At 64.1% G+C, this 17,892-nt stretch carries 15 protein-coding genes; 8 read left to right on the top strand and 7 right to left on the bottom strand.

Going from position 1 to position 17,892, the window contains the following annotated elements:
- Window positions 1-137: 137 nt before the first annotated feature.
- From AC1DUB_RS17695 to AC1DUB_RS17665, 7 genes are all read right to left on the bottom strand, one after another.
- Window positions 138-947, bottom strand: a complete 810-nt coding sequence (locus AC1DUB_RS17695; protein WP_477730631.1) for an enoyl-CoA hydratase/isomerase family protein — start codon at window positions 945-947, stop codon at window positions 138-140.
- Window positions 944-2,476, bottom strand: a complete 1,533-nt coding sequence (locus tag AC1DUB_RS17690) for a 3-hydroxyacyl-CoA dehydrogenase (protein ID WP_477730630.1) — start codon at window positions 2,474-2,476, stop codon at window positions 944-946. The genes AC1DUB_RS17695 and AC1DUB_RS17690 overlap by 4 nt, the downstream gene beginning before the upstream one ends.
- Window positions 2,473-3,258 (bottom strand): enoyl-CoA hydratase-related protein, encoded by a 786-nt coding sequence (locus tag AC1DUB_RS17685; RefSeq protein ID WP_477730629.1) that lies wholly within the window; start codon window positions 3,256-3,258, stop codon window positions 2,473-2,475. Before AC1DUB_RS17685 ends, AC1DUB_RS17690 begins: the two co-directional genes overlap by 4 nt.
- Window positions 3,259-3,409: 151 nt before the next feature.
- Complete coding sequence (boxA, locus tag AC1DUB_RS17680) at window positions 3,410-4,690, bottom strand: benzoyl-CoA 2,3-epoxidase subunit BoxA (protein WP_477730628.1); 1,281 nt, start codon at window positions 4,688-4,690, stop codon at window positions 3,410-3,412.
- 78 nt (window positions 4,691-4,768) lie between these two features.
- Window positions 4,769-6,196, bottom strand: a complete 1,428-nt coding sequence (boxB, locus tag AC1DUB_RS17675) for a benzoyl-CoA 2,3-epoxidase subunit BoxB (protein ID WP_011482564.1) — start codon at window positions 6,194-6,196, stop codon at window positions 4,769-4,771.
- An 89-nt stretch (window positions 6,197-6,285) separates the two neighbouring features.
- Window positions 6,286-7,944 (bottom strand): 2,3-epoxybenzoyl-CoA dihydrolase, encoded by a 1,659-nt coding sequence (gene boxC / locus AC1DUB_RS17670; RefSeq protein WP_477730627.1) that lies wholly within the window; start codon window positions 7,942-7,944, stop codon window positions 6,286-6,288.
- A gap of 88 nt (window positions 7,945-8,032) precedes the next feature.
- Window positions 8,033-9,031, bottom strand: coding sequence for a helix-turn-helix transcriptional regulator (locus AC1DUB_RS17665; RefSeq protein WP_477730626.1), 999 nt, complete (start codon window positions 9,029-9,031; stop codon window positions 8,033-8,035).
- Window positions 9,032-9,124: 93 nt separating this feature from the next.
- Between AC1DUB_RS17665 and AC1DUB_RS17660 the strand changes: the two genes are divergently transcribed.
- From AC1DUB_RS17660 to AC1DUB_RS17625, 8 genes are all read left to right on the top strand, one after another.
- Window positions 9,125-9,589, top strand: a complete 465-nt coding sequence (locus AC1DUB_RS17660; protein WP_477730625.1) for a DUF4863 family protein — start codon at window positions 9,125-9,127, stop codon at window positions 9,587-9,589.
- 270 nt (window positions 9,590-9,859) lie between these two features.
- Entirely contained in the window at window positions 9,860-11,416 is a 1,557-nt protein-coding gene (locus AC1DUB_RS17655) for a 3,4-dehydroadipyl-CoA semialdehyde dehydrogenase (protein WP_477730624.1), read from the top strand.
- A 36-nt stretch (window positions 11,417-11,452) separates the two neighbouring features.
- Complete coding sequence (locus AC1DUB_RS17650) at window positions 11,453-13,033, top strand: benzoate-CoA ligase family protein (RefSeq protein ID WP_477730623.1); 1,581 nt, start codon at window positions 11,453-11,455, stop codon at window positions 13,031-13,033.
- Window positions 13,030-13,857 (top strand): alpha/beta fold hydrolase, encoded by an 828-nt coding sequence (locus AC1DUB_RS17645; RefSeq protein WP_477717811.1) that lies wholly within the window; start codon window positions 13,030-13,032, stop codon window positions 13,855-13,857. Before AC1DUB_RS17650 ends, AC1DUB_RS17645 begins: the two co-directional genes overlap by 4 nt.
- Window positions 13,858-13,950: 93 nt before the next feature.
- Entirely contained in the window at window positions 13,951-15,120 is a 1,170-nt protein-coding gene (locus AC1DUB_RS17640) for an ABC transporter substrate-binding protein (protein WP_477717812.1), read from the top strand.
- A 19-nt stretch (window positions 15,121-15,139) separates the two neighbouring features.
- A complete protein-coding gene (locus AC1DUB_RS17635; RefSeq protein ID WP_477730622.1) occupies window positions 15,140-16,003 on the top strand; it encodes a branched-chain amino acid ABC transporter permease in 864 nt (287 codons plus the stop codon).
- A gap of 148 nt (window positions 16,004-16,151) precedes the next feature.
- Window positions 16,152-17,207, top strand: a complete 1,056-nt coding sequence (locus tag AC1DUB_RS17630; RefSeq protein WP_477730621.1) for a branched-chain amino acid ABC transporter permease — start codon at window positions 16,152-16,154, stop codon at window positions 17,205-17,207.
- Window positions 17,200-17,892: ABC transporter ATP-binding protein (locus AC1DUB_RS17625; RefSeq protein WP_477730620.1), on the top strand; the 693-nt coding region annotated here is incomplete at its 3' end. The genes AC1DUB_RS17630 and AC1DUB_RS17625, both read left to right, overlap by 8 nt.

Below are 17,892 nucleotides of genomic sequence, written 5' to 3'. Positions count from 1 at the left end.
GCGAGCGGCGAATGTGAGCGCCGACAGGCCGGCCGATCCGTCAGTTTAGTCCGGACCGCGGCGGCTCGCCAGTCATACCGCGGCGGGAATCCAAGACGCGGCGTGACGAATCTGCCCTGCCTGGAACCCGCCGAATTTCATGCCGGATCACCCGGGGCAAAGCGCGGTGCACGTTTTGCGTTCAGCGCCGCGAAGCCCTCACGCGCGTCGGCGCCGGCAAAGCCCAGCATCTCCAGCGCCAGGGAATGCTCGAAGGCGGGCCAGGCCGCGCGCAGCCAGTGGTTCAGGCTGCGCTTGGTGAAAGCCAATGCCGTGGGGCTGCCGGCGGCCAGCGTGCGGGCCACCTCCCGCGCCTTGTCCAGCAGCTGGTCGTCGGGCACCGCCAGGCTGACCAGGCCGATGCGTTCGGCCTCGATGCCGTCGATGGTGGAACACATCAGCAAGTGGTACTTGGCGCGGGCCATGCCGCACAGCAGCGGCCAGATGAGCGCGGCATGATCGCCGGCGGCCACGCCAAGCTTGGTGTGGCCGTCGATGATTTTGGCTTTGTGGCCCGCGATGGACACATCGGCCAGCAAGGCCACCGCGGCACCCGCGCCTACCGCTGCACCATTGATGGCTGTCACGATAGGCAAGTCGCAGTCGATCATGCCCTGCACGATGGCGCGGCCCTCCCGCATCACGCGCAGGCGTGCGGTTTCGCTGCCCAGCATGTCCTGCACGAGGTCGAGCGTGCCGCCCGCGCAAAAGCCCTTGCCGACACTGCGCACGAGGATGCAGCGCACGCCGGGCTCGGCCGCCAGCTGCGCCCAGACGGTGCCAAGCGCGGCATGCACCTGGGCGTCGGTGGTGGGCATGCCGCCCTCGGGACCCAACACCAGCTCGGCCACGCCGTTGTCGCCGATCTCCGCATGCAGATTCGGCGCGATGTCGATTCTGCGGCTCATTGCGCACCCTCCTGCCAAGCCCGCTGGCGCAGCCAGGGGCTGACGCGGTAACGCTCGCCACGGTAATGCGCGTCCAGCGCGTCCAGGCAGGCGATGACGTTGCGGGCTTCCCATTGCGCCAGCCACTCAAAAGGCCCGGCCGGGTAATTAACCCCCAGCTTCATCGCGGCGTCGGCGCCCTCCGGTGTGCACACCCCGTGCAGCACCGCATCGGCGGCTTCATTGACCAGCATCGCGAGGGTGCGGGCCACCACCAGGCCCGGCGCATCGGCAATGCGCTGCGGGCTGAAGCCCAGCGCCTGCAGCCAGGTGGCGGCGGCGGCGCACCACCCCGCGGAGGCGCGCGAGGAAGGCGCCCACGCCAGTGCGATGCCGGTGTCACTGGACACGGGCAGGTCAAACACGGCCACGTCCGTGCCCAGCTGCGAGGCCGGCCTGCCGTCGGTCAGCCGCAGTTGGGCACTATCTACCGCCAGCCCGATCCAGTCGCTGCTTTCATCGCGCACAAAAGCGCGGCCGGCCTGCGCCAGCGCCGCAACCAGTCGCTCGGCCACCGGTCCAGATCCCTGCACGCACAACGATTGCGTGACTGGTGCGATTGGTAGCGGCACCGGTACGAAATCGGTGTTCGCGGGTTGTACGGCACCCGCGGTGTAGTCGTAAAAACCACGGCCCGACTTGCGCCCCAGCAAACCACCGTCGACGAGCTCACGCTGTACCAGAGACGGTGCAAAACGCTTGTCGTAGAAATTGGCCTCGTAGACCGAACTGGTCACCGCAAAATTGGTGTCGTGGCCAATCAGGTCCATCAATGCACAGGGGCCCATGCGAAACCCGACGGCACGCAGACAGGCGTCGAGCACCGCAGGCGTGGCAGCCTGCTCCTGCAGCAGTGCCAGCGTTTCGGCGTAAAAGGGCCGGGCAATGCGGTTGACGATGAAGCCCGGTGTCGAGCGCGCATGCACCGGCACCTTGCCCCAGACGCCGGCCAGGTCAAAAATGAGCGCAGCCACCGCCGGATCGGTCTGCAGGCCCGAGACCACCTCGACCAGCCGCATCTGCGGCACCGGGTTGAAGAAGTGCATGCCGACCAGGCGTGCCGGATGTTGCAGGCCATTGGCAATGGCCGTCACCGAGATTGACGAGGTGTTGGTGGCCAGCACGCAATCGGCGGCCACGACCGCTTCAAGCTGTTGGAACAACTGCCGTTTGACGTCGAGTTTTTCGACGATGGCTTCGATCACCAGCCGTGCCGGAGCGGCCGCCGCCAGCGAGGCGACAGCCTCAATGCGCGACAGCGTCTGCGACACGCCTTGCGCCGTCAGCTTGCCCTTCGCCACCAGCGCCTCGAGGCTGCTGGCGAGTCGGATCTTCGCTTCGGCAGCCGCGCCTTCGCGGGTGTCGTAGAGCATCACGGCATGGCCGGCCTGTGCCGCCACCTGCGCAATACCGACCCCCATGACACCGGCGCCGACCACCAGCAGAGGCGCCTCGTTGAGCCTGTTCGTTGTCATCGAGCCCATGGTCATTGCGCCATCCAGTTCGGTGGCCGCTTGCCCAGAAAGGCCGCAAAGCCTTCGCGGGCCTCGTCCATGCCACGCACGCGGCTGATGGTTTGTGCGGTCAACTCGCGCACTTCATGGGTGATCGGCCCGACTTCAAGCTGGGCAAACAGCTGCTTGATTTCACGCTGTGCGCCTGGCCCGCCGGTCAGCAGCTCGGCGACGGCGGCATCCAGCGCCGCGTCGAGCGCGTCCAGCCCAACCACCTGCTGCACCAGCCCGATGGCCAGCGCCTCGGCGGCAGCGATGCGCGTGGTCGTCAGCGCCAGACGCCTGGCCTGGCGCTTGCCCACCGCGTTGACCACATAGGGGCCGATCACCGCGGGCAGGATGCCGAACCTGGCCTCGCTGACCGCGAAGCTGGCGTTGTCGGCCGCAATCGCCAGGTCGCAGGCACAGACCAGGCCCACACCGCCGCCCAGCGCCGCGCCCTGCACCCGCGCCACGGTGGGCTTGGGACAAGACTCAATGCACGCCAGCATGCCGGCAAAGCGGCGCGCATCGTCCAGGTTCCATTCGCGGGAGGCGGTGCTGGCGCGCTGCATCCATTGCAGATCGGCACCGGCGCTGAAATGCCGGCCCTCGCCCGCCAGCACGATCACGCGCACGGCCGGGTCGGCGGCAAGCTGGGTGAAGGCCGTTTCCAGTTCAGTGATCATCGCCTCGTCGAAGGCGTTGAACACCGCCGGGCGGGACATGGTGACTTGGGCCACGCCGGGGGCGCGGGACGAGAGGGTCAGATTTTTCATGGCATGAGGGGGCCGGCTCCGGGCAGGCGCTGAGCCTGCCGGCCGGCAGAAAGAAGTGGAAGGAAAGCCTGTCGCTTATCGCTTATCGCTTATCGCTTATGGCTTATGGCTTATGGCTTATGGCTTATGGCTATCGCTTATTGCCTATCGCTCAGTAGGTTTCAAGATGGAGCCGGCCTTCCTGTTTCAGGGCCGTACCCACCGTTTCCCACGAGAGGCCGGCCTGCTGCGCCACATCGCGCAAGGCCAGCACCACCCCCTCTTCCATGCTCTTGAGTCCGCACACATAGAAGTAAGTGTTCGGGTCTTTGAGCAAGGCGCCCAGGTCGGCGGCCCGCTCGCGCATCGCATCCTGTACGTAGCGCTTGGGTTGCTCCAGCGTGCGCGAAAAAGCGAAGTTGATGTCGATAAAATCCTTGGGCAGGGTCTGCAGCGGGCCAAAATACGGCAACTCTTCCTTGGTGCGTGCGCCAAAGAACAGCATCAGCTTGCCCCCTTCAAACTTGCCCGATTGACGCAGCCGGCGACGCCATTCGGTCATGGCGCGCATGGGTGCGCTGCCCGTGCCGGTGCAAATCATCACGATGTTCGACCGCGGGTGGTTCGGCATCAGGAAGCTGGTGCCGAACGGGCCGATCACCTGCACCTTGTCGCCGATCTGCAGGTCGCACATGTAGTTCGACCCGACACCGCGCACCGCGTTGCCCTGGTGGTCTTGCAGCACGCGCTTGATGGTGAGTGACACATTGTTGTAACCGGGCCGCTCGCCGTTGCGCGGGCTCGCAATCGAATACTGCCTGGCATAGTGCGGTTTGCCTATTTCGTCGCTGCCCGGCGGCAAAATGCCAATCGACTGGCCTTCCAGCACCGGGAAGGGCATGCTGCCGAAGTCGAGCACGATGTGGTGGGTGTCGTATTCCTTGCCCACTTCGGTGACGCGCACATTGCCAACCACCGTGGCCGTGATGAATTTTTCGGCCGCCTTGGCGCCGTACAGGTTGGTGTAGCCGTGCGCAGCCGACCAGGGCGGCAATGTGGCGCCGTACTGCGCACTGTTGAAGGCCGTCTCGCCACTGGCCGCAGCCGGCAGCGAAGGCGTCACCGGTTCGATCTCGGGCATCGCACCGGGGGCCACGCCCTCGGCCGCAAGTTCTTCCGGGGTGAGTTCCGGGGGCAACTCGTCCCAGCCCAATTGCTCGGTGGGGCTGTAGGCCTTGATGCGCGGCATGGTGCGCCAGTTGTCAATCGAGCCGGTCGGGCACGGGGATATGCAAGCCATGCAGAGATTGCATTTTTCGGCATCGACCACGTAGTTGCGCGAATCGTGCGTGATGGCCTGAACCGGGCAGATGGCTTCGCAGGTGTTGCAGCGGATGCAGATTTCGGGATCAATCAGGTGCTGCTTGATAACGTGTATTTCGGTCATATCCATGGCGGTTCCCGGTCATCGGCTTGATTGGCATGCAGGAGGCGCCAAGTGCCCCCTGCATGATCTTCCTTGCTGGGGAGATCAGTTAAAACGGACGTAATCGAAGTCCACCGGCTGGCGGTTGATGCCCATGACGGGCGGTGCAATCCAGTTGGCAAACTTGCCTGGTTCGACCACGCGGCCCATCAGGCTGGCGACGTAAGCGCGGTCTTCGTTGCTGGGCAACCATTGGCCCACCGAGGCATTCCATTCGGCTTCGGACACCACGCGGCCATCCGGCGACACCTTGACGCCTGCCAGCGCGCCGATGTTGCGGTGAAAAGCCTTGTGCGGCACCCTGAGTTTGACGGAAATCCCCGCTTTTTCAAGCACCTTGTTCCAGCGCTCGACACCGGCCACCGAGTCCTTGATGTAGTCGTCGCGCAGCACTTCATTGAGCGCGTTGAGCATCGGCACTTCTTTTTCAACCAGTTCGCCATTGCGTGCTTCGAGCACCTTGTAGGTCTGGCCCTTGAGCGCATGGTCATCCACGCGCTTGCCTTCTTCGTAGCGGCCTTTCAGGCCGGTGCTGTAGAAAGTGGCGGCATTGCTGGACTCATCGGCACCGAACAGGTCAATCGTGACGCTGTAATGGAAGTTGATGTAGCGCTGGATGGTCGGCAGGTCGATCACGCCGGCGGCGCGCAGCTTGGCCACGTCGTCGGTCTTGAGTTCGTTCATCTTCTGCGAGGTGCGCTGGATGACGCGGGAAATGCCGCTTTCGCCCACGAACATGTGGTGCGCTTCTTCGGTCAGCATGAACTTGGTCGTGCGGGCCAGCGGGTCAAAAGCGCTTTCCGCCAGCGCGCACAGCTGGAACTTGCCGTCGCGGTCGGTGAAATAGGTGAACATGAAGAAACTCAGCCAGTCCGGCGTGGCTTCGTTGAAGGCGCCCAGGATGCGAGGATTGTTCGCGTCCCCGCTGCGGCGCTCCAGCAGGCCCTCGGCTTCATCGCGGCCATCGCGGCCAAAATGCTTGTGCAGCAAATAGACCATGGCCCACAGGTGGCGGCCTTCCTCGACGTTGATCTGGTAGAGGTTGCGCAGGTCATACATGCTGGGGGCGGTCAGGCCGAGGTGGCGCTGCTGCTCGACAGACGCTGGCTCGGTGTCGCCCTGCGTGACGATGATGCGGCGCAGGTTGGCACGGTATTCACCAGGAATGTCCTGCCAGGCTTTTTCACCCTTGTGATCGCCAAAGTGGATGGTACGGTCGGTTTCGCCCGGGTTGAGGAAGATGCCCCAGCGGTAGTCGCGCATCTTCACATGGCCAAACTGGGCCCAGCCTTGCGGATCCACGCTCACGGCAGTCCGCAGGTAGACGTCCGAGTTGGTCGAACCCTCGGGCCCGATGTCGTCCCACCAGTTGATGAAATTGGGCTGCCACTGTTCGAGCGCACGCTGCAGCGTGCGGTCTTCGCTCAGGTTGACGTTGTTGGGAATCTTTTCGCTGTAGTTAATGCTGGACATCGTGGTCTCCAAAAAACAAGGCTGATTCGGGGGATGGATTCGGTTGCGGTGCGCCACCCGGACTCGCACCGCACAACGAGAGCTGGTGCCTAGACGCGGTTCCAGTCGAACTGGGCCTTGTCGCCCTTGCCATAGACCTTCAGGGCACCCTTTTCGCCGACGGCGTTGGGGCGCTGGAAGATCCAGTTCTGCCAGGCGGTGAGCCGCCCGAAGACACGGGTGAACATGTTTTCAGGGCCGTTGAAGCGCAGGTTGGCCTCCATGCCGGTGAGGGCATCGGGAGACATCGCCACGCGCTCTTCGACGGCAATACGTACTTCGTCGGCCCAGTCGATGTCGTCAGGGTTTGAGGTGACCAGGCCGAGGGCGAACGCAGCGTCGGCATCGAGCGGCTGGCCCATGCTGGCGCGTACCGCGTCCAGCGCGGGCTCCTCGTTGTAGAAACGGCGGCCCAGGCGGCTCTGCTCCGTCACCATCGGGTACAGGCTGAAGTTGGTCTCGCCCACGGTGATCTTCGGCGCGCCAGACTCGTCGTCCGGCAGCGCCAGGTGGTAGCTGCGGTCGCAGGCCAGGGCCAGCTCAAGGAAGGTACCGGCAAAGCAGGAACCTGGCTCGATCAGCGCAAACAGGCTGCGCGACGACACATCGAGGCGGCTGAACGTGCGGCGCAGCAAACCAATCGTTTCACGCACCAGCCAGTGGTTTTGCTGGGCCAGCAAGGTGGCATCCATCGCCAGCACAGCAGCCGCATCGCCCTGGGTCTTGATGAGCCAGGTGCCAATGTCCAGCTCGTTGGTGCGCATTTGCAGGATGGCGTCTTCCAGTTCGCGCGCCATCTGCAACGGATACCAGGCAGCACCCGCGGCTTCGATGCCGGCCAGGTCGGTGGGCTGGGCGCCAGTGGGGCCCTTGACGGTCCAGGTGGCGGTGCGTTTGGTGCGGTCGATCTCGACAGTCACATTCGGATAGCGCAGTGCGTCTGCCTCGATCACGCACGCCACCGGCGGCAGCGTGACACCCTTGCCATCGGCCGGCCGGTCGCTCGTGGCGGCCAATTCAAGCGCCCGCTCCCGTACTTTCTGGGCAAAGACCTGCGGCTTGGCGATGTCGTCCACCAGCCGCCAGTCCTTGGCCTTCTGGCCGCGCACGCCTTCGACGCTGGTGCAGAACAGATCGGCCAGGTCGTGGCGCACATGCTTCTTGTCGGTGACGCGTGTCAGGCCACCGGTGCCGGGCAGCACGCCCAGCAAGGGCACCTCGGGCAGGCTCACCGCGCTGGAGCGGTCATCCACCAGGATGATTTCATCGCAGGCCAGCGCCAGTTCATAACCACCACCGGCACATGCGCCATTGACGGCGGCAAGGAACTTCAGGCCGCTGTATTTGGAGGAGTCCTCCAGGCCGTTGCGGGTCTCATTGGTGAATTTGCAGAAATTCACCTTCCAGGAATGGCTGCTGACACCCAGCATGAAGATGTTGGCGCCCGAGCAGAAGACCTTCTCCTTGGCACTGGTCACCACCACCGTGCGGACTTCCGGATGCTCGAAGCGAATGCGGTTGATCGCATCATTGAGCTCAATATCAACGCCAAGGTCGTAGCTGTTGAGCTTGAGCTTGTAGCCAGGTCGCAGGCCTGCGTTTTCGTCAAAGTCAGCCGTCAGCGTGGCGACGGGCCCTTCAAACTTCAGTGCCCAGTGTTTATAGCGACCGGGGTTGGTTTGATAGTCAACGCGAGTGTCAATGTTCACATCATCTCCTCAAAATAAGCAAAATAGTGCACGAACCAGAATTCATACACGAATAATAATGCCTATAACAGAAAGACGTCAAGCACTTTTATGCATGTTTTTTGATTTTTTCATCCAACGGGAGTTCCAGGGCATTGCGGACCAGTTCGCGCAGCGCAGCAGAAGTCGGCAACAGGGGCTGCGCGCTGGTGTTCACGGTGAACTCCGCCTTGGAATAAAAAGGTGCGCGACCGGCAAGGATGTCTTTCAGGTCTTCCATCGCCTCCTTGCTGTTGGCCATGGGGCGCAGGTCCCCCTGCTCCATCACCCGCCGCATGTGGTCCTCGGGCGTGGCCTGCAGCCAGACCGTCGTGCAATGGCTCAATAACAGGTTAAACGTCGCCGGATCAGACACCAGCCCGCCCGGCGTGGCGATCACCGCCTCCGGATAGATCTGGATGGTTTCCTCCAGGGCGCGCCGCTCGTAGCGGCGGTAGGCGTTCATGCCGTAGAGCGCCTGAATCTCCGACACGCTGCAGCCCGCGAATTTTTCAATTTCCCGGCTCAGTTCAACAAACGGGAACCCCAGGTCGTCGGCCAACAGCTGCCCCAGCGAGGACTTGCCGGCCCCGCGCAGCCCAATCAATGCAATACGCGGACTGCGTATGACATTGCCGCCACCGGTTCCCAGCATTTCCCCGATCACGATTCGCACGCGCCTGAGCGTCGCGTCATCACGCTGCTCGAGAAGCTCGCGGATCATCAACCACTCCGGAGATGTGGTGGTGCGGTCGCCAATGATTTCGGCCAAGGAACACTGAAGCGCACCGGCCACCTGCAGCAGGACCAGTATCGAGGCGTTACCCAGACCATATTCCAGGTTGGCCAGGTGGCGCTCGGACACATCGGCAGCGATGGCCACCGCCTTGCGCGTGAGCCCGCGGCGCGCGCGCAAGGCCGCCACCCGCTGCCCCAGCGCCACCAGAAACGGGTTTTTACCCGCCGCCGTCGCGCCATCCACCAGCCCGGCCTCGGCCTTTGCTGGTTCAAAGTCAGTGGTCACATCGCTAAGTGTTAACCCTGATTGATGCAATATATTGCTTGACATGGGATTTTCGAGGATTTATTGTTCGTCCTGCACAATAATTCATATTACACCTGAACGCAAGCGCAGCGCAACCACGCAACCCTGGAGATACACGTGTCACCCACACACTTTCACGAACATATTGCAGAACTCACGATTCAACTGGTGGGGCGCCCACTCGATGCCAGCCTGCAAGCGTGGCTGAATGCCGAGCACGGCCCCGGTAGTATCACCTATGACCGCCTGAAACAGGCCTGCGAAACCGGGGTCGCCGAGGGCTGGCTGTGTGACCGCGAAGGCGGCGGCATCCGCTACGGCCGCATCTTCAAACCCTCCGCGGACCTGCACGGTTTCTCGGTCGACGTGGTCGACATGAAAGACATTGCCGGGCCACACCACAGCCACCCGAATGGCGAGATCGACCTGATCATGCCCATCGAAGGCGATGCGCAGTTTGATGGCCATCCGGCTGGCTGGCTGGTCTACCCACCGGGCAGCGCACACCGGCCCACCGTATCCAGCGGCCGCGCACTCGTGCTTTACCTGCTGCCCGAAGGCCGCATTGAATTCACCCGGTGATATGGCCCCCACGCTTGCCACTTCGTGTGCTGCGCTGCCCCCCGAGGGGGCTGTGCCGCCTTGGGAGCGGCCCGGCGGCGTCACGGCCCCCACGCTTGCCACTTCGTGTGCTGCGCTGCCCCCCGAGGGGGCTGTGCCGCCTTGGGAGCGGCCCGGTGGCGTCACGGCCCCCACGCTTGCCACTTCGTGTGCTGCGCTGCCCCCCGAAGGGGCTGTGCCGCCTTGGGAGCGGCCCGGCGGCGTCACGATTACTCCTCACGAAAGAATTGCATGACTGAACTGATTTCCAACTTCCTCGGGGGCCGCTGGCAGGCCGGTAGCGGCGCCGGCACGCCCCTGTTCGACCCCACCCTCGGCACCGAGCTGGTCCGCGTGGACGCCACCGGGCTTGATCTCGCGGCAGGCTTTGCGTTTGCGCGCGAGCAAGGCCGCGCAGCGCTGCAGCGCCTGACCTACCGCGAGCGCGCCGCGATGCTGGCCGCTGCCGTCAAGGTGCTGCAGGCGAACCGCGATGCCTACTATGACATCGCCACGGCCAACAGCGGCACCGTCAAGAACGACTCGGCGGTGGACATCGACGGTGGCATCTTCACGCTCGGCAGCTACGCCAAACTCGGCGACTCACTGGGCGACCGCCGCTTTTTGCTCGACGGCGAAATGACACGGCTGGGCAAGGAAGACCTGTTCCAGTCGCAACATGTGCTGACCCCCACGCGGGGCATCGCCCTGTTCATCAACGCCTTCAACTTTCCGAGCTGGGGCCTGTGGGAAAAGGCGGCGCCGGCACTGCTGTCCGGCGTGCCGGTGATCGTCAAGCCCGCCACCACCACGGCCTGGCTCACCCAGCGCATGGTGCAGGACGTGGTCGAAGCCGGCGTCTTCCCGCCCGGCGCACTGTCGGTGGTGTGCGGCAGCTCCGCAGGCCTGATGGACGCGCTGCAGCCCTTTGACGTCGTGTCGTTCACCGGATCGGCTGAAACAGCGGCCGTGATCCGCTCGCATCCCGCCGTGACGCAGCGCTCGGTGCGCGTCAACATCGAAGCGGACAGCCTCAACTCGGCCCTGCTGCTGCCCGGTGAAGCCGCCGGCAGCGCCGCCTTCGATTTGCTGGTCAAGGAAGTCGTGCGCGAGATGACGGTCAAATCAGGCCAGAAATGCACCGCGATTCGCCGCGTCTTCGTCCCCGAGGACTTGTATGGCCCGGTGGCCGAGGCGATCGCCGCGCGCCTGTCCAAAACCATTGTGGGAAACCCGCGCAATGAAACGGTTCGCATGGGCGCACTGGTCAACCGCGCGCAGCTGGCCAGCGTCCGCGAGGGCCTGGCCCACCTGCAAACGCAGGCGGAGCTGTTGCATGACGGCAGCACGCACGCACTGGTGGATGCCGACCCCGCCGTGGCCTGCTGCGTCGGACCCACGCTGCTGGGCGCTCGTGATGCCGACGGAGCCGACCGCATCCACGACACCGAAGTGTTTGGCCCGGTGGCCACCCTGATGCCCTACCGCGCTACCTCCAGCGACATGGCCCACGCGCTGGCCCTGGTGCGCCGGGGCCAGGGCTCACTGGTGGCCTCGCTCTACGGCAGCGACCCGGCCGCGCTCGCCGCCACTGCGCTGGAGCTGGCCGACAGCCACGGCCGCGTGCATGTGATCTCGCCCGATGTGGCGCAGCTGCACACCGGCCATGGCAATGTGATGCCGCAGTCGCTGCATGGTGGGCCCGGGCGCGCGGGCGGCGGAGAGGAACTCGGTGGCGTGCGTGCGCTGAACTTCTACCACCGCCGCAGCGCGGTGCAAGCCAGCACCGCCGTGCTCAAAACCCTCTAAGCACCGCTGACTGCCCTGCAAATCAAGGAGACAGACTTGACCCCCACCCTCCCCGTCGCGCCGCCCGGCGCGCGCTTTAACTTTGCCCAGCACCTGATCGGGCGCAACCTGGCCCGCCTGACCAAACCAGCCTACATTGACGACCTGGGCAGCCTGAGCTATGGCGATCTGGCCGAGCACATTCGCCGTCTCGCTGCGGCGCTGCTGGCCTCGGGCGTGCGCCGCGAAGAGCGCGTGCTGCTGCTGATGCACGACTGCAACGACTGGCCGGTGAGCTTTCTGGGCGCCATGTACGCCGGCATCGTGCCGGTGGCCGTCAACACCCTGCTCACGGCCGACGACTATGCCTACATGCTGCAACACAGCCGGGCACAGGCTGCCATCGTGTCCGGGGCCTTGCTGCCCACGCTGCAGGCGGCCATGACCCAGGGTGGCCATGAGGTCAGGACCGTGATCGTCTCGCGTCCTGACGCGGCCTTGCCCGAAGGCGCCGTGGCACTCGACACCCTGATGGCACAACACGCGCCACTGGCCGAGCCGGCGGGCACCAGCCCGGACGATCCCGGCTTCTGGCTTTATTCCTCCGGCTCCACCGGCAGGCCCAAAGGCACGCTGCACAGCCACGGCAACCCCTATTGGACCGCCGAGCTCTATGGCACGCCGGTGCTGGGCCTCACCGAGCAGGATGTCTGCTTCTCGGCGGCCAAACTTTTCTTTGCCTATGGCCTGGGCAATGCACTGAGTTTTCCCTTGAGCGTGGGCGCCACCACAATCCTGATGGCCGAGCGGCCGACGCCGGAGGCCACGTTCAAACGCTGGCGCGGCGAGGTGGGCGGCCTGCGTCCAACCGTATTCTTCGGTGCGCCCACCGGTTTTGCCGGCATGCTGGCCTCGCCTGCCCTGCCGGCTAAAGAAGACATTGCGCTGCGCCTGGTCTCCTCGGCCGGCGAAGCCTTGCCCAGCGAACTGGGCGAGCGGTTCACGGCCCACTTCGGGGTCGAGATCATCGACGGCCTGGGTTCAACCGAAATGCTGCATATCTTCCTGTCCAACCGCCCGGGACAGGTGCGCTATGGCACCACGGGCTGGCCCGTTCCGGGATATGAAGTCGAACTGCGCGACGACGACGGCCGCCCGGTGCCGGATGGCGAAACCGGCGACCTCTACATCCACGGCCCAAGCTCGGCACTCATGTACTGGGGCAACCGCGAAAAATCGCGCGATACCTTTCAGGGTGCGTGGACCAAAAGCGGCGACAAATACGTCCGCAACGCCGACGGCACCTACACCTACTCGGGCCGCAGCGACGACATGCTCAAGGTCAGCGGCATTTACGTGTCGCCGTTCGAGGTCGAGGCCACGCTGGTGCAGCACCCCGCTGTACTCGAGTGCGCCGTGATCGGCAAGAAAGATGAAAAAGGCTTGACCAAGACAAAGGCCTTTGTCGTTGTCAAGCCGGGCCATCAGGTCGACGAGGCCACGCTGCAGGCCTTCGTGAAGGAGCGGCTCGCGCCCTATAAATATCCGCGCTTCATCGAATTCATGAATGAATTGCCGAAGACGGCAACCGGGAAAATCCAGCGCTTTCGCTTGCGGGAACAGGAGCGCAAGGCATGAGTGCCCCACAGCCACTTCAAACAACCACGAACGACACGTCATTCGTCGACATCGACTGGGCAGGCCGGCGGGTGCGTATCGAGCATCAATGGCTCAATGCCGGCAAGCAGGATCGCCCTCTGGTCGTATTCCTGCACGAAGGGCTGGGATCGGTCGCCATGTGGAAGGACTTTCCGCAGGCGCTGTGTGATGCAGCCAATGTTCGCGGCCTGGTGTACTCGCGCCCCGGCTATGGACGCTCAACGCCGCGCGCAGCCGCTGAGCGCTGGAGCGCCAACTTCATGCACGCACAGGCACACGAGGTGCTGCCCGCCTTGCTTGAAGCGCTGAACGTCAAGGAGAAACCCTGGCTATTGGGCCACAGCGATGGCGGCTCCATCGCTCTGCTGTATGCCTCGCGCTTTCCAGACTCGGTGGCGGGCCTGGTCGTTGTCGCGCCACACCTGATGGTTGAAGAGTATGGCCTGGCAAGCATTCGCACGGCCCGCGAAGCCTATCGGAGCACCGACCTCAAAGAGAAACTGACGCGCTACCACGAGGATGTTGATTCAGCCTTCCAGGGCTGGAACGACATCTGGCTGGACCCCAGCTTTCTCAGTTGGACGATCGAGGCCGAGCTGCCGTCCATCACTTGCCCGATTCTTGCCGTGCAAGGGCTGGATGACGAATACGGCACGCTGGAACATATCCACGGCATTGCCCGCCGCCTCCCACCCCCGCAAACGCAGCTGCTCGAACTCGCGCAATGCGGGCACTCGCCTCATCGCGACCAGCCTGCGGCCTTGATCCACGCCGTCAAGGAATTCATTGACCAACACCACTGACCAACACGCGCCCGCTGCCGATTCTGCAGCGTAACCCCTCACTCGCGCCTCACTCGCCCCTGACCCATCCCTTTGCCCAACGGAGACATTCCTGTGAAAAAATTTTCGGCTTCTTCCCTCTTGACCATTTCCTGTGCTTTGCTCGCTGCCTCAGCCGCCCAGGCGCAAGGCAATGACAGCATCAAGGTCGGCCTGATGCTGCCCTATACCGGCACCTTTGCCCAGCTGGGCGTGGCCATCGAAAACGGCTTCAAGCTGTTTGTGCAGGAACAGGGTGGCGCGCTCGCCGGCAAGAAGATCGAGTTCTTCAAGGTCGACGACGAGTCCGAGCCGTCCAAGGGCATCGAAAACGCCAACAAGCTGGTTCAGCGCGACAAGGTGGATGTGCTGGTCGGCACCGTGCACTCCGGCGTCGCCATGGGCATGGCCAAGGTGGCGAAAGACACCAAGACCCTGCTCATCATTCCCAACGCCGGAGCCGACATGATCACGGGGCCTTTGTGCGCGCCAAACATCTTTCGCACCTCGTTCACCAACTGGCAACCGGCCTACGCCATGGGACTGGTGGCCGCCGAGCGCAAACACAAGAGCGCCGTCACCATCACCTGGAAGTATGCAGCCGGCGAGGAGTCGGTCAAGGGATTCAAGGAAGGCTTTGAGGCCAAAGGCGGCAAGGTCATCAAGGAACTGAACGTGCCTTTCCCGACGGTGGAATTCCAGGCCTTGCTGGCCGAAATCGCCGCGGCAAAACCCGATGCCGTCTACACGTTTTTTGCGGGTGCGGGTGCCGTCAAGTTTGTCAAGGACTATGCCGCCGCCGGCCTCAAGGGCAAGATCCCTCTGTACGGTGCGGGCTTTCTGACCGACGGCACGCTGGATGCGCAGGGCGACGCGGCTACAGGCCTGCTCACCACACTGCACTATGCCGATGGCCTCGACACGCCGAAAGACCGCTCCTTCCGTCTCAGCTACGCCAAGACCTACAAGCTGCAGCCCGATGTGTATGCGGTCCAGGGTTACGACGCGGCGCAAATGCTTGCTGCCGGACTGAAAGCCGCTGGCGGTGACTTCAGCAAACGTGAGGTGCTCATCAAGGGCATGGAGCAGGCAAAGATCGACAGCCCGCGTGGCACGTTCACCCTGTCAAAAGCGCACAACCCGGTGCAGGACATCTACCTACGCAAAGTGGAGAACAAGGAAAACAAAATGGTCAGTGTCGCCGCCAAGGCGCTGGCCGATCCTGCGCGCGGTTGCCGCCTGTGATGTGGCATGACGAATTGACATGACGTTAGCCAACTTCCTCATCCAGCTGCTCAACAGCGTGCAGTACGGCCTGCTGCTGTTCATGCTGGCCGCCGGCCTGACCCTGATCTTCGGCATCATGGGCGTGGTCAACCTGGCGCACGGCAGCTTTTACATGCTGGGCGCTTATCTCGCCTGGTCGCTCAGCGCCCAGCTGGGCAGCCTGAGCCTGGCCATCCTCYTGGGCGCCGTGCTCGCGGTCATTTTYGGCCTGGCGCTCGAATGGCTGCTGTTTCGCCATTTCTAYMAGCGCGACCACCTCGACCAGGTGCTGCTGACCTTCGGGCTGATCTACATCTTTGAAGAGCTGCGCTCCATCCTSTGGGGCGACGACGTGCACGGCGTGACCATTCCCGACCTGCTCGGCGCCTCGATCCCCCTCACCGAGAATTTGTCCTACCCGGTCTACCGCCTCTTCATGTCCGGCGTCTGCATCGCGCTGGCGCTGGGYCTGTAYKKGCTGATCTCCMRGACCCGGCTSGGCATGAAGATACGCGCCGGCGCCTTCAACCGCGAGATGGCCGAGTCCYTGGGCATCAACATCAAGCGCATCCACGCCCTGGTGTTTGCCCTGGGCGTCGGCCTGGCGGCRGTSGCCGGCATGATCGCCGCRCCGATYGCCAGCGTCTACCCCAACATGGGCTCGCAGGTGCTCATCATGTGTTTTGTGGTGGTSGTCATCGGCGGCATCGGCTCGGTGCGCGGCGCGCTCATTTCTGCGCTGCTGGTCGGGCTGGTCGACACCTTTGGCAAGGTCTTGCTGCCCTCGGTSGCCGGCATGCTGGTCTACATGCTGATGGCCGGCGTWCTCCTCTGGAAGCCYGAAGGSYTGTTCAAACAATGAATTCCATGGCCCCCACGCTTGTCACTTCGTGTACTGCGCTGCCCCCCGAGGGGGCGCTGCGCCTGCGGCCCGGCAAAGCCGGTTCCGCGGCCCCTGCCTGGAGGAGAGAAGCCTCCACACTTCCAATTCAGTTATCGGCTAAAGCGGTATGAGTTCAGCCAAATCCAATCTYGAAACCCTGCCGCGCGGCGTGCAGGTGGCGCTCGTRCTSGGGCTGATSGCCCTSCTSGCCTTYCCCTTTGCCGGCACCGACTTTTACACCCAGATGGTGACGCGCATGATGATCATGGCGATCTTTGCCATGAGCCTGGACCTGCTGCAGGGCGTGACCGGCCTGGTCTCGCTSGGCCACGCCGCCTACTTTGGCCTGGCCGGCTACGCCCTGGCCTTCCTCACCCCGCMGGGCGAGGCCGTCAGCCTGTGGTGGACCCTGCCCGTGGCCGTGCTGGCCTCGGGCCTGGCGGCGCTGGTCATCGGCTTTTTTGTGGTGCGCACCCACGGCATCTACTTCATCATGGTCACCATGGCCTTTGCCCAGATGGTGTTYTACCTGTTCTTTGACAACAAGGTGCTGGGCGGCTCCGACGGTCTCTACATCAACTTCAAGCCCAGCGCCGAGCTCTTTGGCTGGACGCCCTTTGAGTTGGACGGCAAGCGCACGCTGTACTACTTCACGCTGGCCACCTTGCTGGCGGTCTATGCCTTCCTGCGGCGCCTGCTGTGGAGCCCGTTTGGCCGGGCGCTGGCCGGCATCCGCGTCAACGAGCACCGCATGCGGGCCATGGGCTATGGCACCTTCGGCTACAAGCTGGCGGCCTTCACCCTGGCCGGCGCGCTGGCCGGGCTGGCCGGCTACCTGTGGGGCACGCAGACGGGCTACATCAACCCGGAGCTGATGGGCTTTCACATGAGCGCGCACGCCATCATGATGGTGATCCTGGGCGGCATGGGCAACTTTGCGGGTGCCATCGTGGGCGCCTTTGCCTTTGAATACCTGCTGCACCTGTTCAAGGACCTGCCCACCCTCGAGGTATTGGGCAGCGTCAATCTGGGCAAACACTGGCAGCTCTGGATGGGGCTGTTCATCGTCGCCGTGGTGGTGTTCGCGCCGCGCGGCCTGCTCGGGCTGGTGGAGCGCTTTGCCAAAGGCAAGCAAGACCAGGCCCAGAATCAGGACCAGAACCAGGGAGCCGACCATGGCTGAAATACTCCTGTCGGCCAGGAAGCTGACCAAACGCTTTGGCGGCCTGGCGGCGGTGAACGACGTGTCTGTCGATCTCTGGCGCAACCACATCCATGCGGTGATAGGCCCCAATGGGGCGGGCAAGTCGACGCTGACCAACCTGCTGTCGGGCGATTTGCCGCCGAGCTCGGGCACGGTCATGCTGGGCGGGCACGACGTGACGGGCTGGAGCCCGGAGAAGATTTCAAACAAGGGCCTGGGGCGCAGCTACCAGAAGACGAACATTTTCCTGCCCTTCACGGTCTGGGAGAACGTGCGGCTGGCCGCGCAGTCGCGCGAGCCGCATGCCGGGCGCTGGCTGCAGCGCGCCGGGCGGATGGCCTCGGTCAACGGGCGCGCCGAACGGGCGCTGGAGCTGGCCGGGCTGCAAAGCCGCCGGCACAGCATCGCCGGCACCATCAGCCACGGCGAGCAGCGCCAGCTGGAGATTGCCATGACGCTGGCGACCGAGCCGCAGGTGCTGCTGCTGGACGAGCCGCTGGCGGGCATGGGGGTGGCGGAGGCCGAGCGCATGGTGGCGCTGCTGCTGGCGCTCAAGCAGGAGCACGGCATGCTGCTGGTGGAGCACGACATGGATGCGGTGTTTGCGCTGGCCGACCAGCTGACGGTGATGGTCAACGGCCAGGTGATCGCCAGTCGCCAGTGG

The organism is Polaromonas sp. P4_F9 (genome assembly GCF_056401235.1).
Note: the sequence above shows the minus strand (reverse complement) of the source record. Positions and strands in the feature narration are given on the sequence as shown.